Origin of the sequence: Pseudomonas sp. URMO17WK12:I11 (assembly GCF_007677725.1) — a bacterium.
GTDB lineage: Bacteria > Pseudomonadota > Gammaproteobacteria > Pseudomonadales > Pseudomonadaceae > Aquipseudomonas.
Window position 1 is genome coordinate 190,901 of the sequence record NZ_VEDF01000004.1, and the last position, 14,884, is coordinate 205,784.

General features: G+C 63.3%; 11 protein-coding genes. 7 read left to right on the forward strand and 4 right to left on the reverse strand.

The window, feature by feature from the left end; all coding sequences use genetic code 11:
- Positions 1–118 precede the first annotated feature (118 nt).
- Positions 119–2,287 carry an ATP-binding protein gene (locus FS665_RS09630; protein WP_145186905.1) on the forward strand — a complete coding sequence of 723 codons (2,169 nt, stop codon included), beginning with the start codon at positions 119–121 and terminating at the stop codon, positions 2,285–2,287.
- Here the strand turns inward: FS665_RS09630 and FS665_RS09635 are convergent, their stop codons facing one another.
- A complete protein-coding gene (locus FS665_RS09635; RefSeq protein WP_145186908.1) occupies positions 2,288–4,450 on the reverse strand; it encodes a response regulator in 2,163 nt (720 codons plus the stop codon).
- A gap of 465 nt (positions 4,451–4,915) precedes the next feature.
- Between FS665_RS09635 and FS665_RS09640 the strand changes: the two genes are divergently transcribed.
- Complete coding sequence (locus FS665_RS09640) at positions 4,916–6,328, forward strand: cytosine permease (RefSeq protein WP_145186911.1); 1,413 nt, start codon at positions 4,916–4,918, stop codon at positions 6,326–6,328.
- Between the two features lie 175 nt (positions 6,329–6,503).
- Positions 6,504–7,391 carry a GTP cyclohydrolase FolE2 gene (folE2, locus tag FS665_RS09645; RefSeq protein WP_145186914.1) on the forward strand — a complete coding sequence of 296 codons (888 nt, stop codon included), beginning with the start codon at positions 6,504–6,506 and terminating at the stop codon, positions 7,389–7,391.
- A 30-nt stretch (positions 7,392–7,421) separates the two neighbouring features.
- Here the strand turns inward: folE2 and FS665_RS09650 are convergent, their stop codons facing one another.
- Complete coding sequence (locus tag FS665_RS09650) at positions 7,422–8,126, reverse strand: NUDIX domain-containing protein (protein ID WP_145186917.1); 705 nt, start codon at positions 8,124–8,126, stop codon at positions 7,422–7,424.
- Positions 8,127–8,267: 141 nt separating this feature from the next.
- Between FS665_RS09650 and FS665_RS09655 the strand changes: the two genes are divergently transcribed.
- Together FS665_RS09655 and pncB are read left to right on the forward strand one after the other, a co-directional pair.
- Complete coding sequence (locus tag FS665_RS09655) at positions 8,268–8,918, forward strand: nicotinamidase (protein WP_145186920.1); 651 nt, start codon at positions 8,268–8,270, stop codon at positions 8,916–8,918.
- On the forward strand, positions 8,915–10,129 hold the full coding sequence (gene pncB, locus FS665_RS09660; RefSeq protein ID WP_145186922.1) for a nicotinate phosphoribosyltransferase: 1,215 nt from the start codon (positions 8,915–8,917) through the stop codon (positions 10,127–10,129). The genes FS665_RS09655 and pncB overlap by 4 nt, the downstream gene beginning before the upstream one ends.
- A gap of 14 nt (positions 10,130–10,143) precedes the next feature.
- Here pncB and FS665_RS09665 read toward each other — a convergent pair whose 3' ends face one another.
- The gene (locus FS665_RS09665; RefSeq protein WP_145186925.1) at positions 10,144–11,043 is read right to left on the reverse strand and encodes a LysR family transcriptional regulator; all 900 of its coding nucleotides are present in this window, start codon (positions 11,041–11,043) and stop codon (positions 10,144–10,146) included.
- A gap of 109 nt (positions 11,044–11,152) precedes the next feature.
- Between FS665_RS09665 and FS665_RS09670 the strand changes: the two genes are divergently transcribed.
- Positions 11,153–12,214 carry a YeiH family protein gene (locus FS665_RS09670; protein ID WP_145186928.1) on the forward strand — a complete coding sequence of 354 codons (1,062 nt, stop codon included), beginning with the start codon at positions 11,153–11,155 and terminating at the stop codon, positions 12,212–12,214.
- Between the two features lie 63 nt (positions 12,215–12,277).
- The gene (ppnN, locus tag FS665_RS09675; RefSeq protein WP_145186931.1) at positions 12,278–13,651 is read left to right on the forward strand and encodes a nucleotide 5'-monophosphate nucleosidase PpnN; all 1,374 of its coding nucleotides are present in this window, start codon (positions 12,278–12,280) and stop codon (positions 13,649–13,651) included.
- A gap of 44 nt (positions 13,652–13,695) precedes the next feature.
- Here the strand turns inward: ppnN and FS665_RS09680 are convergent, their stop codons facing one another.
- Positions 13,696–14,826 (reverse strand): GGDEF domain-containing protein, encoded by a 1,131-nt coding sequence (locus FS665_RS09680; protein WP_256675075.1) that lies wholly within the window; start codon positions 14,824–14,826, stop codon positions 13,696–13,698.
- Between the last annotated feature and the right edge of the window lie 58 nt (positions 14,827–14,884).

The following is a 14,884-nucleotide window of genomic DNA, read 5'->3' on the forward strand; positions in this document are numbered from 1 at the left end:
TCCGGGCCATCGCCTGATTGGCCAGTCATCGCTGCGTCAGTGAGCGCACAAATGTCTCGCCAAGCTGCCATTCTCGGTGCACCCTTAACGCATTTTTGGGTAGGGGCTGGTTGGGCACATGGCTAAATGGCTAGACGGCGGCGGCATGATGGCTGAGCTCATCCGCAACCATGACTGGGACGCAACGTCCTTGGGCCCGCTCGACGCTTGGCCCGATCCATTGAAAACCACCGTGGCCCAGTGCCTGGCCTCGCGCTTTCCGCAGGCGGTGCTATGGGGACCGAAGCTGCTGACGTTCCACAACGATGCCTTCCTGCCGATCCTGGGGCAGAAACCCTCGGCCCTGGGCAAACCCTTCAGCGAGGTCTGGGCCGAGGCCTGGGACGATATCGGTGCCATGGCGGACCGCGCCATGGCCGGCGAAGCGGTGTTCATCGAGGATTTTCCGCTGATGATCTCCCGTAACGGCGCACCCGAGCGGGCCTACTTCACGTTCTGCTACAGCCCCATACGCGACCACCAAGGCACCATCGTCGGCATGGTCGATACCGTTGTCGAGACTACTCACGGCGTAGTGGTCAACCAGCGCCTGAAGTTTCTCGATGACCTCAACCGCACCGTCACCGATGCCACCGACCCCGATCAGATACTTGCCATCACCACCGGCATGATGGTCGAGCACCTGCAATTGTCGAGCTGCGCCTATGCGGTCATGGAACCGGATCAGGACGGCTTCGTGATCTGTGGCGATGCGGTGGCGCCAGGCTCGCAGCGACTGCTCGGCCGCTATTCGCTGCATGATTTCGGTCGCCTGGCGGTGAGCCGTCTACGCAGCGGCCTGCCCTTGGTGATCAACGACAACCTGCGCGAATTGGCCCCTGAAGAGGCCGCCACGTTCCAGGCCATCGGCATCACTGCGACCATCTGCATGCCGCTGATCAAGGGAGGCCGGCTGACCGCGCTGATGGCCATCCATGACAAGGCGCCGCGGCACTGGACGCAGTACGAACAGGCATTGATCAGTGAGGTGACGGAACGGTCGTGGGCGCACATTCAGCGCGTCCAGGCCCATGCCGAGGTGCGTGCGGCGATGGCGGCGCTGGAAGCGCTCAACGCCAACCTGGAGCATCGCGTCGAAGAACGCACCAGCCAGCTGCTGCACACCGAAGCGGTGCTGCGTCAAACCCAGAAGCTCGAGGCCATCGGCCAGTTGACCGGCGGTGTGGCCCACGACTTCAACAACCTGCTGACCATCATCCGTTCATCCCTGCACTTTCTGCAGCGCCCTGCCCTCGATCAGCAGCGCCGCGAACGTTACTTCAAAACCATTGCCGATTCCGTCGACCGGGGCGCCAAGCTGACCGCTCAGCTGCTGGCTTTCGCCAGGCGCCAGGCCCTCAGCCCGCAGCTGTTCGAAGCCGGTTCCAGGCTCGAGGCCATGGCCGACATGCTCGACACGGCCACCGGCGCGCGGGTACAGGTAGAACTGCAACTGCCGGCAGCGCCCTGCTACATCCGCGCTGACCTGAGCCAACTGGAAACCGCGGTCATCAACCTCATGCTCAATGGCCGTGACGCCATGGGCGGCGAAGGCACCTTGCGCCTGTGCCTGCTGGCCGACCAGCAGATGCCAGGCCAACCCGGCACCTTCGCCGCGATCACCGTGCGTGACAGCGGTGTCGGCATCGCTCCAGAGCTGCTGGAGCGTATCTTCGATCCGTTCTTCACCACCAAGGCACCCGGCGAGGGCACCGGGCTGGGCCTGTCCCAGGTGTTCGGTTTCGCCAAGCAGTCGGGCGGCGATGTCAAGGTCAGTAGCGTGCCTGGGCAAGGTACGTGCTTCACCCTGTATCTGCCTGAGGAGTCCGCACCGCCGACGGAATCAGCGGCAGACCTTGAGCCCACGGATGCGCCGCCGCCACGCTTCACCCGGCCACGGCGCATCTTGATCGTCGAAGATAATCCGGACGTCGGCAGCTTCACCGCGCAGATCCTGGAAGACCACGGCTACTGCATCAGCTGGGCCAGCTCGGGCGAAGACGCGCTCGCGCATCTGGAACACGCCGACGAAGCCTTCGATGCGGTGTTTTCCGATGTGGTGATGCCCGGCATGGGCGGTTTGGCCTTGGCCAAGGCATTGCGCGAGCAGCATCCTCACCTGCCGGTCATTCTCACGTCCGGGTATAGCGAGGCGTTCGCCGAAGGCGGGCATCTGGGCTACGGTTTTCTGGCCAAGCCGTATTCGGCCACCCAGCTGTGCCAGATGCTGGCCAAGCTGCTCAGTTGATCAGTGGGCTGAGGCCAGCAGCTGCGCCACGCTCTGGGCCAGTTCGGCCTGGCGAAACGGCTTGCGCAAGACCTCGAAACCATTGAGTTCGCGCGGCGTCAGGTTGGCATAGCCGGTAATGATCAGCACCGGAAGTTCTGCACGCTGTGCGCGCATCTGCTGTGCCAGGCGCACCCCGGTCATTTCTGCCATGACATGATCGGTCACCAGCACATCCGGCAGCCAGCCTTGGCTGACCAGGTGCAGCGCGGCCGCCGCGTTACCGGCCTCAGTCACTTCGTATCCCAGGTCGCGCAACTGCGAAGCGGTGGCCTGGCGCACCAGCTCCTCGTCATCGACCAGCAACACCCGACACGCACGCTCGGCATGCGGCGCATCGGCCAAATCGGCATGCTTGCAGGTTACCGCAGCACTGCTGGCAGGCAGCCACAAGGTCGCAGTAGTGCCAAGTCCGGGCTGTGAGTCGATGGCAAAACCTCCGCCGGACTGCACCGCCAGCCCTTGGACCATCGGCAAGCCCAGACCAGTACCCTTGCCCACGCCCTTGGTCGAATAAAACGGTTCAAGGCAACGCCGCAGTTGTTCTTCGCTCATGCCGCAGCCGCGGTCGCGCACCTGAATCCACAGCAACTGATCAGCAACGATATCGGCCGGCCGCGCCGGGCCTTCGCCCTCGCGGCCAGCGGCGATTTCCAGGGTGCCGCCCTCGGGCATGGCATCGCGGGCATTGACCGCCAGATTCAGCAAGGCCAATTCCAGTTGATGGGGGTCCGCTACGACCGCCGGCAGCGTCGGGTCGATGTGCGTCTGCACCGCAATCGCCGGGCCCAGCGAGCGCGCCATCAGCTCGCGCATATCAGCGACCAAGGCGGCAAGTGACACCGGCTGGGGCTTGAGGGTCTGGCGCCTGGCGAAACTGAGTAACCGACCGACCAGATTGCGCGCGCGCTCCGCCGCTTGTAACCCACCGTCGATCAAGCGCGGCGCGCGTTCAGTCTGGGGATGTCGATGCAGCAGCTCGAACGAGGCGATGATCGGCGTCAGCATGTTGTTCAGGTCGTGGGCGATGCCGCCGGTCAACTGGCCGATCATTTCCAGCTTATGCGCCTCGTGCAGTTGCAGCATGGCCGCTTCACGTTCGGCCAAGGCAGCGGCCACTCGCTCTTCCAGACTTTGATTGAGCAGGTGCAAGGCCCTCTCGGCGCGCGCGTGGGTGATGGCCGCCCACGCCTGCTTGGCGGTTTCCTCGATCAGCTGGCATTCGTCTTCGAAGCACTGGCGGGGCGTATTGAAGTGCACCCCAAGCATCGCTTCCAGCCGCCCGGCGCGCACCACCGGTGCGTGAAGAACGGTGTTGACGCCGTCGCGCTGGTTTTCGTAGATCTCCTGCACCAGTTGACCCGCCGCCAGCTGTTCGCGCAGGGAGGCGCCGAATGTGGCGTAGTCGTGCTGGCCGACCAGCGAAGGCAGACCGTCTACCCAGTTGTGCGCCACACGAAAGCCGCGGCCGTTGCCTTCATCTTCGCCAAAGCAGACCCGCGCCGCCCCCAGCTCCTTGGCCAGGCGCTGCACGGCGTAGGCTTCGATTCGATCCGCTTCGCCCAAACCCGGTAGCGTCTGGCCCAGCTCCAGCAAGAACGCCTGGCGCTGTTGGAAGCGTACTCGGTCGGTGGTCTCGGCGACCAGGCACAGCACTCCGCCGACGCTGCCATCGGCCTCGCGCACGGCGGAATAGGACACATCGAAGTAAACGGTTTCGCCCAAGCCTCGACGCTCGATGTAGAACGGTCGATCCTTGGCCGAGAACGTCTCGCCCGTCTCGCGCACAGCGCGCAACAGCGGTTCGAGATCGTCCCACAGTTCGCTCCAATAGCTTTGCGCAGGCTGGCCCAAGGCGTGCGGGTGCTTCAGGCCGATGGTCGGCGCATAGGCGTCGTTGTAAAGCGCGACGTACGCCTCTCCCCAGAACAGCACGAATTGCGCCTGGGCAGGCAACAACGTGGCCATCACCGCCTGCAGGTGCGGCGACCAGCCCTGCGGCGCCCCCAGAGGCGAGCTGCTCCAGTCTAGCGATTGCAGCAAGCTGCCAACGTGGCCACCGTTTAGCAGAAAGTGCGCTGGCGGATGGGCAGGTTTTTTGGAATTTTGCTGAAGCGGTTTCATGTCTGGGAAATCCCGGGCACGTGGTGATCCATCTGTTGATAGGAGATCAACTCCAAACAGATTGTTCCGCCGAATTATGCTGGATGATCAACGGTGTATCCATTCAGCGCCGCGACACGGTGTCGATCCTGTGGATCAAACCCGAATCCATACATCACCTGATCGCAGAGGCTGGCGGTTCGCTGCACCCTTTCCAGGCGCACCGCACCTTGCTGGCGCAGCAGGCGTCGCTGCTACACGTGCCGCCTGCTCTACCACGGGGCCTGCGTCCGGCTGGCACTGCCCTTGCACAGAGCTACCGCTTAAGCTTTTGTCAGCCTTAGGTTTTTTAAGGTTTATGGGTACATATTTACTAATTTCTCGTTATCCGCGTGCGCCGCATCATCCCTCCAACAAGAACGCGTGGCCCTTCGCCGGCACGCACCTGGGCAGCACCCGATGCCCCACCTTGCCTTGGAGTCAATCATGACCAGTGCAGCCAATTCGGCACCCCTCATAGAAAAACACACGATCGGCTACGTACCGCCGGAAGATCGCCATGGAAAGGTCAGGGATTTGTTCACATTGTGGTTCGGCGGCAATATCGCACCGCTGCCGATCGTCACTGGCGCCTTGGGCGTGCAGCTGTTTCACTTGAACCTGCTGTGGGGCATCGTCGCCATTCTGGTCGGCCATTTGCTCGGCGGCGTGCTGATGGCACTGCACTCGGCCCAAGGCCCGCAGATGGGCATCCCGCAGATGATCCAGAGCCGCGCCCAGTTCGGTACCCTCGGCGCGCTGCTGGTGGTGGTGATCGCCGGGGTCATGTACATCGGCTTCTTCGCCTCCAACATCGTGCTCGCGGGCAAGTCGCTGCATGGCGTGGTCGACGCCGTGCCAGTACCGGTCGGTATCGTCATCGGCGCGCTGGGGTCGGGGATCATCGGCATCATTGGCTACCGGTTCATCCATGTGCTCAACCGTATCGGCACCTGGGTACTGGGCATCGGTATCGTCGTCGGCTTTGGCTACATCTTTACCCACGTGCAGAGCCACGACTTCCTCAGCCGTGGCAGTTTCAACCTCGCCGGCTGGCTGGCGACGGTGTCGCTGGCTGCGCTCTGGCAGATCGCCTTCGCGCCCTATGTATCGGACTACTCGCGCTACCTGCCGGCCGATGTGAAGGTCAGCTCGACGTTCTGGACCACCTACCTGGGCTCTGCCTTGGGTTCGAGTCTGTCGTTCATCTTCGGCGCGGTGGCCGTGCTGGCGATTCCGGCCGGCATGGATACCATGGACGCCGTCAAGCTCGCCACCGGCACGCTCGGCCCGCTGATGCTGGTGCTGTTCCTGCTCAGCGTGATCAGCCACAACGCGCTCAACCTGTACGGCGCGGTGCTGTCGATCATCACCCTGGTGCAGACCTTCGCCTACCGCTGGATCCCTACGGCCAGAAGCCGTGCAGTGCTGTCGCTGATCGTGCTGGCGGCCTGCTGCGTGGTGGCGGTATTCGCCTCGGCCGACTTCATCGGCCACTTCGTCGACATGGTGCTGGTGCTGCTGGTGGTATTGGTGCCATGGACCGCGATCAACCTGATCGATTTCTACGCCATTCATAAAGGCGACTACGACATCCAATCCATTTTCAAGGTCGATGGTGGCATCTACGGGCGGTACAACCCGCAAGCACTGATCGCCTATGGGGTGGGAATCGTGGTGCAGATACCGTTCATGAACACGCCGCTGTATGTCGGGCCGATCTCGGCGCATATCAATGGCGCTGATCTTTCCTGGTTGGTGGGCCTGGCCGTCACCTCGCCGCTGTACTGGTGGCTGGCCAGTCGTGACAGCGCATATCGTCGTCGGCAGACCAGCGCCAAGCTGGCAATGGGTCACTGAGGCCAGGGACGAAGCAGCATTGCGCGCAGCGCCAGGCCGAGGCGCACGCGGCACTACAGTGTTATAACGTAACGTTTAAGTTTATACTGCGCCGGCCTATCCAAGCCGGTGGGTATGAATACGTCGCGTATGCCCTCCACGCCAGGCGAGGGACCGAAACCTGTGGATCACGAATATGAGTGCAGCACTTCCCGACATCTGCGTCACCGATACCGCACCGACCCTTGGGCCTCTGGCCTGGGTCGGCATGCAGGGCATCGACCTTGCCGTCACGCTCAGCGAGCCGGGCTATCACCGCGAGCTGCATGCCAAGGCCGATGTGCAAGTCGACCTGCCCGCCGCGCATGTCAAAGGCATCCATATGTCGCGGCTGTATCGGCTCCTGGACAGTTGGGCAGATGCAGCGCCCCTTGCACCTGCGCAGGTGCATGGCCTGTTGCGCGAGATGGTTGCCAGCCACCAGGATTGTGACAGCCAGAGCGCGAGGCTGCGCCTGGTGTTCGACTTGCTCGTACGCCGCCCGGCATTGGTCACCCAAGGGCTGTCGGGCTGGAAAGCCTACCGCGTGCAGCTGGACGCCACCCTGCGCGCGGGGGCGTTGGCGCTCAGCGTCGAATGCCTGATCGGCTATTCATCGACCTGCCCTTGTTCAGCGGCGCTGTCGCGCCAGCTGGTCGAGGCGCGTTTTCGCCAAGCATTCGCCGAACCGTCTCAGCTCGATGCCGATCGCGTCGCCGACTGGCTGGCCGCCAACGCTTCACTGGCAACACCTCACAGCCAGCGCAGCGAAGCCCGGGTGCGGGTAGCGGTCGAGCCTGAAGCACCCAGCCTGGGGCTACTGGGGTTGATCGAAACGGTGGAAAGCGCCTTGGGCACGCCAGTCCAGACCGCGGTCAAGCGGGCGGATGAACAAGCCTTCGCCGCGCTCAACGGCCAGAACCTGATGTTCGTGGAGGACGCTGCGCGGCGCATCCGCGCAGCGCTTGACGGCAGGCGCGACGTGCAGGTTCACGTTCGCCATCTGGAAAGCCTGCACCCGCATGACGCGGCGGCTTGGGCATGACCATTGGCCCGCAGGCGCGTTGCCTGCGGCTCAGACGCCTTCTGGCGCCAGGCTACGGTCGAACATGAAGGCCCGTTCGCCAGGCGGCGTGTATTGGTACAACTGCTGCGGCCTGCCCAGCCTCGGCTGATGCTTCTCGCCAGTGTCACGTATCCACCCCAGTTCGCGCAGGCGCTCGAGCCGCTTGCGCAGCGAAGTGGCATTGACCGCCTGGCCCAAGCACGCCTGTACCGCGCCCAGCGCCTCCAGCACGGTGAATGTGTCCGCCAGCAGGTACAGCGGCAGGCTGCTGTAGACGGTCTTCGCCGCCAAGCGCTCACGCGCGCGTTCGACCAACAGGTTGTGATCGAACGGCAATAGCAATTTGCGCGTCACCAGGCTGTCCAGGTCAACGAACGTTAGTTGCTCGTGCTCTACAGTCGAGCTCGGATCGAGCAGTGCCAGGTAATAGGTGCTCAGCGACCAGCCGCGCGGGTCGCGAAACGCATTACCTTCAGTGCCCACCTGTTCGAAGTAGCGCGGCACGAACTGGGCCTTTTCCCGCAGCGCGCGCTCAGCGGCCGCTTCAAGGTTGTTATCGGGCGTGCTGCCATTGACGATCACGCCCGGCAGCGCCCACTGCCCCAGGTGCGGCTCGCGCGCGCGGCGGTGCAGGAGCACTTGCAGATGCTGGACATCAGGCGCAAGGCGCAGGGCGACGATGTCGACACTGGCCAGGACTTCGGCTCTACTCAACAGACCCACTCCTTTTCAAATCACGCAATAATCCACCAGGTCGGCTAAGTAAGGCAAATAAAGAACCCACCATAGGTTGGTCTTGACACACTTACGACACCAGGTGGATTATGTGACCAGATCCAGCCAGGAGAATTGCAGATGAAAATCGCCAGCTTCGATGTCGACGCCCAGAACGGCTTCACCGACAACGCGCCGCACGAGCTGCCTGTTCCGCAGGGCGAGGAAATTACCCCCGACCTCAATGCCATGGCCCTGCGCGCCGACCTGCGCCTGGGCAGCAAGGACGCTCACCCTGCCAACGCCGCCTGGGTGGTTGGCGACCCTGGGCAAATGCTGCAGCCTTTGCAACTGGCCAACGCCGACCTGACCTGGGTGAGCCACTGCGTGCCCGGCACACCAGGCTTCGAATTGCTGCCAGGCCTGCCCGCCCCTATCGACTACGACTACTTCGTGTGGAAAGGCGTCGAACCCGATCTGCACCCCTACGGCGCCTGCTACCACGACCTGGCCGAGCGACGCTCCACCGGCGTCATCGAATACCTCACGGTGCAGCAGGTGGGCGCGGTGATCGTCGGTGGCCTGGCGTTGGATTACTGCGTCAAGACCACCGCCCAGCAGCTGCGCCGGGCCGGCTTTCAGGTGCTGCTGTACTTGCCCGCCTGCCGTGCACTGACCCAATCGGGTGCAATCGAAGCCTGCGGCGCCCTGGCCGCTGAAGGGGTAATCCTATGCGGTGACGAGGCCGCACTTGACCATCAGCTCGCCCTGATCAAGGAGGACCGCCCATGAGCGAGAGCGTATTTGCCCCGCGTATCATCCAGAACCTGCTGGACACCGACTTCTACAAGCTGACCATGATGCAAGCGGTGCTGCACAACTATCCCAATGCCGAGGTGGAATGGGAGTTTCGCTGCCGCAACAGTGAAGACCTGGCACCCTACTTGGCGGAAATCCGTTACCAGATCGAGCAATTGGCTGAAGTCAGCGTAACCCACGACCAGCTCGCCTATCTGGAAAAAATCCCCTTTCTCAAACCCGATTTCATCCGGTTCCTCAGCTTGTTCCGCTTCAACCTGCGCTATCTGCAGGTCGGCCTGGACGATGCCGGGCAACTGGCGATTCGCATCCGCGGCCCTTGGTTGCACGTGATCCTCTATGAAATCCCGCTGCTGGCGATCATCAGCGAAGTCCGCAACCGCTACCGTTACCGCGAGGTGGTGCTCGAGCAGGTCGGCGAGCGGCTGTACCAGAAGCTCGACTGGCTCAAGCGCGAAGCCAGTGCCGAGGAGCTCGCCGGTTTCCAGCTTGCCGATTTTGGCACCCGGCGGCGTTTTTCCTACCGGGTGCAAGAAGAAGTGGTGAACATCCTCAAGCACGATTTCCCCGGTCGCTTCGTCGGCACCAGCAATGTCCACCTCGCCCGCGAGCTGGAACTCAAGCCGCTAGGCACCATGGCCCACGAATGGTTCATGGCTCACCAGCAGCTCGGCCCGCGCCTGGTCGACAGCCAGGCTGCGGCGTTGGAATGCTGGGTCCGCGAATACCGCGGGCTGCTCGGCATCGCCTTGACCGATTGCATCACCATGGATGCGTTTCTGGGCGACTTCGACCTGTACTTCGCCAAGCTGTTCGACGGCTTGCGCCACGACTCGGGCGACCCCCTGGCCTGGGCGCGCAAGGCCATCGCGCACTATGAGCGGCTGGGCATCGACCCGCAGAGCAAGACGCTGATCTTCTCCGACGGCCTGGACTTTGCCAAGGCGCTGGAGCTGTACCGGGCCTTGCACACGCAGATCAACGTGAGTTTCGGCATCGGCACGCGGCTGACCTGTGACATTCCAGGCGTGGAGCCGATGAACATGGTGATCAAGATGACCGCCTGCAACGGCGCCCCGGTGGCGAAAATCTCCGACAGTCCGGGCAAGACCCAATGCCGCGATGAAAACTTCGTCAGCTACTTGAAACACGTCTTCGCGTTAAATGGCAGCCCGCGCGCCTGAGCCTGCAGATTGCGCTAGTCGCGCTGCGGGTCGAGCCTCGACGACGCCATGCACAGCTGCAGGAAGCGCGCCGCCGCGCGCGAGGGCGCGGCAGCATGTGGCAGCACGATGGAAAAGCGCCTGATCAGCGGCTGCGGCGCCACACGCAGTTGCCGCAGCAACCCCGCTTCGTGGCGAATAGACATCGCCGAGACGAAACCGATGCCCATCCCGGCGCGTACCGCTTCCTTGACGCCCTCCACGCCGGCGATCTCCAGAGCCACGCGCATTGCCACCCCGTGCCGAGCAAAGGCGCGCTCGACGATCTGGCGCACGCCCGAGCCGTTTTCGCGCAGCACCAACGGGTAGCGCCCTAGCGCGGCCAAGGTCTGTTCAGGGGTGTCAGCCAAGGGATGGCCTTGGGGCACGATCGCGACGATTTCATCTTCGTGCCAGGGCGTAATTTCGCTGCCCAGGGGCAGTTCGTGCCCGGCAGGGCCTTCGATCAGTGCGATGTCGACGCTGGCCAGGTCTGCCAGGATCTCGGTGGTGTTGCCATGTGACGTGGCTACCGTGACCTCAGGGTATTGGCCATGGAAATCAGCGATCAGGTACGGCAGCAGATAGCTCGCCGGCGTGGTGCTGGCGCCGATGCGCAGTGTGCCGCGCTCAAGACCGCGCATGGCCTCGCGCAGCGCCTGGGCCTGACGAAAGGTTTCTTGCAGCCGCTGGGCATGCGCCAGCAACTGCTCGCCAGCGGCCGTCAAGCGCACACCCCGGCCCGCGCGTTGGTACAGCGGCTCGCCGAAGTCGTCCTGCAGCAGCCTCAACTGCCCCGAGACCGCCGGCTGGGACAGATGCAGGGCCTGGGCGGCGTGGCTGATGTTGCCATGCTCAGCCACGGTGGCGAAAGTTATCAGTTGTTCTGGGGTCATGCTGCAAAAATATCAGCAATACGGATATTTTCCATTCCAAATTACGATTTTTTCTAAGCTTATAACCCGATTAACGTAAGCCATGTTGATGCACTTTTCGGAGAATCACATGGCCACGGCAACTTCCCAGCCCGCCCCTGCACCCACCCTGAGCACCCGAGGGCGGCTCAATGGCATCTTGTTCGTCGCGCTGTTCGCGCTCGCTGTTACACAACTTGCGGCAATTCCAGCAATCGCCAACCTGGGCATCAGCCCATTGATCGTCGGCATCGTGGCGGGTGCTATCTACGGTAACGCGCTGCGCGAGGGCGTACCTGCCAGCTGGGCTGGCGGAATCAACTTCTCGGCCCGCGGCTTGTTGCGCATCGCCGTGGCGTTCTTCGGGTTGCGGATCAGCATGCAGGAGATCGCCAAAGTCGGCTGGGCAGGCCTTGGCGTGTCGCTGCTGGTGGTCGGCAGTACCCTGCTGATCGGTGTCTGGTGCGGCATCAAGCTGCTCAAGCTCGACCGCGACACTGCCCTGCTCACCGCAGCGGGCAGCGCCATCTGTGGCGCGGCAGCGGTACTGGCGTTCGAATCGGCGCTGCGCAGCGCGCCGCACAAGAGCGCCATGGCGGTCGGCAGCGTGGTGCTGTTCGGCACCCTGTCGATGCTGCTCTACCCCGTGGCCATCAATGCTGGCTGGCTGCACCTCGATACCCTGGGCGCCGGGCTGTTCATGGGCGGCACCTTGCATGAAGTGGCCCAGGTCGTAGGCGCGGCCAGCAACGTCAGCCCTGAAGCTACGCACATCGCCACCATCGTCAAGATGACCCGCGTGATGCTGCTGGTGCCGGTGCTGTTGCTGGTTGGCCTGTGGATCAGTCGCTCGCCGCTGCCGGGCCAGGCTCAGGGCAAGGGGCGCATGGCAATGCCTTGGTTCGCCTTCGGCTTTCTGGCGCTGGTGGCGATCAATTCCCTGCACGTGCTGCCCGCTGGCCTGATCCACACGCTCAACGGTCTGGACACGTTTGCCTTGACCATGGCCATGACCGCACTGGGCATGGAGACGCGCTGGGCGCAAATCCGCCAGGCCGGCCCTCGGGCCCTGGCCACCGGGGCGATCCTCAACCTGTGGCTGGTCGGCGGCGGCTGGGCCATCACCGTGAGCGTGCAAAGTCTTTTAGGTTGACGCGCACTGATCCGTATGGTGTTGTCTTGCAAGGATGTTTTTACCTGCACAGGAACGACTTAGATGCCTCAACGCCATGTCATCAATGCATCCGTCAGCCCCAAAGGCAGCCTGGAGACGCTGTCGCAACGTGAAGTCCAGCAACTGAGTGAAGCCGGTAGCGGCACGCTGTACACCTTGTTCCGCCAGTGCGCCCTGGCCATTCTCAATACCGGCGCCCATGTCGACAACGCCAAGACCATTCTTGAGGCGTACAAAGATTTCGAAGTGCGCATCCACCAGCAAGACCGCGGGGTGCGCCTGGAACTGCTGAACGCACCCGCCGATGCCTTCGTCGATGGCGAAATGATCGCCAGCACCCGCGAGATGCTGTTCAGCGCCCTACGCGATATCGTCTACACCGAAAGCGAACTGGCCAGCCAGCGCATCGACCTGGAAAGCTCCCAGGGCATCACCGATTACGTCTTTCACCTGCTGCGCAACGCCCGCACCCTGCGCCCCGGCGTTGAGCCGAAAATGGTGGTGTGCTGGGGCGGGCACTCGATCAGCAGCGAGGAGTACCAGTACACCAAGAAGGTCGGCCACGAACTGGGGCTGCGCAAGCTCGATATCTGCACCGGATGCGGCCCTGGGGTCATGAAGGGGCCAATGAAGGGTGCCACCATCGCCCATGCCAAGCAGCGCATGCATGGCAGTCGTTACCTGGGCTTGACCGAGCCAGGCATCATCGCTGCCGAGGCGCCTAACCCGATCGTCAACGAACTGGTGATCCTGCCCGACATCGAAAAACGCCTCGAGGCGTTCGTGCGGGTTGGCCACGGCATCATCATCTTCCCAGGCGGTGCCGGCACGGCCGAAGAGTTCCTTTACCTGCTGGGTATTCTCATGCACCCGGCCAACCAAGGCCTGCCGTTCCCCGTGGTGCTGACCGGGCCGCGCAGCGCCGAGCCGTTCCTGCAACAGTTGCACGCCTTCGTCGGTGCGACCCTGGGTGAAGCGGCGCAGCGTCATTACCAGATCATCATCGACGATCCGGCAGAGGTGGCCCGGCAGATGGTCGAGGGGCTCAAGCAGGTCAAGCAATTCCGCCGCGAGCGCAACGACGCCTTCCATTTCAACTGGCTGTTGAAGATCGACGAGGGCTTCCAGCACCCGTTCGACCCGACCCACGCCAACATGGCCGAACTGGACCTGCGCCGCGAACTGCCGCCGCACGAACTGGCGGCCAACCTGCGGCGGGCGTTTTCCGGGATCGTCGCTGGCAACGTCAAGGACAAGGGCATCCGCCTGATCGAAGAACACGGTCCGTACCAGATCCGCGGAGATGCGGCGGTGCTGGAGCCGTTGGGGCACTTGCTGCAGGCCTTCGTCGACCAGCATCGGATGAAGTTGCCAGGGGGCGCGGCCTATGTGCCCTGCTACCAGGTAGTGACCTGAAAACCGCTGGGGCCGCGCTGCGGCCTCGGTCCTGAACGGCGCGCTTACACGGTCCGGTCCACCAGGCGAATACTGTCGCGCCCGCCGCGCTTGGATTGGTACAGCGCCACATCACCCTGCTCGATCAGCGCCGCCAGGCTTGCCGGCGGCTGATCGAACAGATTGGCGCCAATGCTCAAGGTCACCGCCTGCGGGGTCGGCATCGTCTCGCGCGCATAGGCCTGGAAATGCTCGCGCAATTGGCTGCCCAGGCTGACCACACGTTCGTGGCTGGCCTCACTGAGCAAGATCACGAACTCATCGCCGCCCAGGCGCGCCGCCAACGAGCGCTCCGGGAGGACGGTGCGGATCATTTCGCTCAAGGCAATCAGCAGACGATCCCCTGCTGCATGGCCGTGCAGGTCGTTGACCAGCTTGAAATTGTCGATGTCGATCAGCAGCAATGCGCCTGGACGCAGCGGGCATACGGCCTTGAGCAGGTGGGTAGCGCGCACCTCCAGGGCCCTGCGGTTGTACAGCGCGGTCAGTGGGTCACGTGCAGCCAGGCGGGCGATGCGCTCTTCCCGGCGGTAACGCACGGTGCCGGTCATCGACAGGGCAATCAGCATGATCGCCATCGCGCCCTCCACCAGGGAGATCTGGATGATCAGGCCACCGAAGCTGGCCAGGTCGATGAGCGTGCCAGGCGTCACCGCGACCAGCGCCTTGATCAGGTAGAAGCTGCCATGGACCAGCAGCACGTAACGCAACTGCACCGCGCCGACGCTTAGCGATTTGCCGTGCGGGCGTAGCAGAAAGCTGGCCTTTAGGGTCAGCAAGGCGACCAGCAACGAGTTGACCATCAGCATGACCTTCGACCACTGCGGACCGACCGGCAGCACCAGCAGGCCCAGCCACACCAGGATCATCAGTAACCACGCCCGCGACAGCCGCGCCTGGGTGAAGCGCAGCACGCCCATCAGGAAGAAGGCGTGCGCGACCACCAGCAGGCCATTGGCGAACCAGATGCCGATCAGCAACAGGCCGATACCGCGCAGCAACGCCAAGGTCGAGCCAATAGTGATGGTGGCGAAACCTGCGCTCCAGAACAGCAGGGACGGTTCGCGCACACTGCCCCACTCGATCGCCAGGTACAGCGCAGCGGCTGCCGCCAGAGCGATGGTGATCGTCAGCATCGTGGGTGGATCAAGCGCCATGGATGGATTGGCCTGTCTGGTTAACGTGGAAAAAGGC

Coding starts and splice junctions, on each gene's coding strand:
- FS665_RS09630 (WP_145186905.1), top strand. CDS start 119: ATGGCTAAATGGCTAGACGGCGGCGGCATGATGGCTGAGCTCATCCGC.
- FS665_RS09635 (WP_145186908.1), bottom strand. CDS start 4,450: ATGAAACCGCTTCAGCAAAATTCCAAAAAACCTGCCCATCCGCCAGCG.
- FS665_RS09640 (WP_145186911.1), top strand. CDS start 4,916: ATGACCAGTGCAGCCAATTCGGCACCCCTCATAGAAAAACACACGATC.
- folE2 (WP_145186914.1), top strand. CDS start 6,504: ATGAGTGCAGCACTTCCCGACATCTGCGTCACCGATACCGCACCGACC.
- FS665_RS09655 (WP_145186920.1), top strand. CDS start 8,268: ATGAAAATCGCCAGCTTCGATGTCGACGCCCAGAACGGCTTCACCGAC.
- pncB (WP_145186922.1), top strand. CDS start 8,915: ATGAGCGAGAGCGTATTTGCCCCGCGTATCATCCAGAACCTGCTGGAC.
- FS665_RS09665 (WP_145186925.1), bottom strand. CDS start 11,043: ATGACCCCAGAACAACTGATAACTTTCGCCACCGTGGCTGAGCATGGC.
- FS665_RS09670 (WP_145186928.1), top strand. CDS start 11,153: ATGGCCACGGCAACTTCCCAGCCCGCCCCTGCACCCACCCTGAGCACC.
- ppnN (WP_145186931.1), top strand. CDS start 12,278: ATGCCTCAACGCCATGTCATCAATGCATCCGTCAGCCCCAAAGGCAGC.
- FS665_RS09680 (WP_256675075.1), bottom strand. CDS start 14,826: ATGCTGACGATCACCATCGCTCTGGCGGCAGCCGCTGCGCTGTACCTG.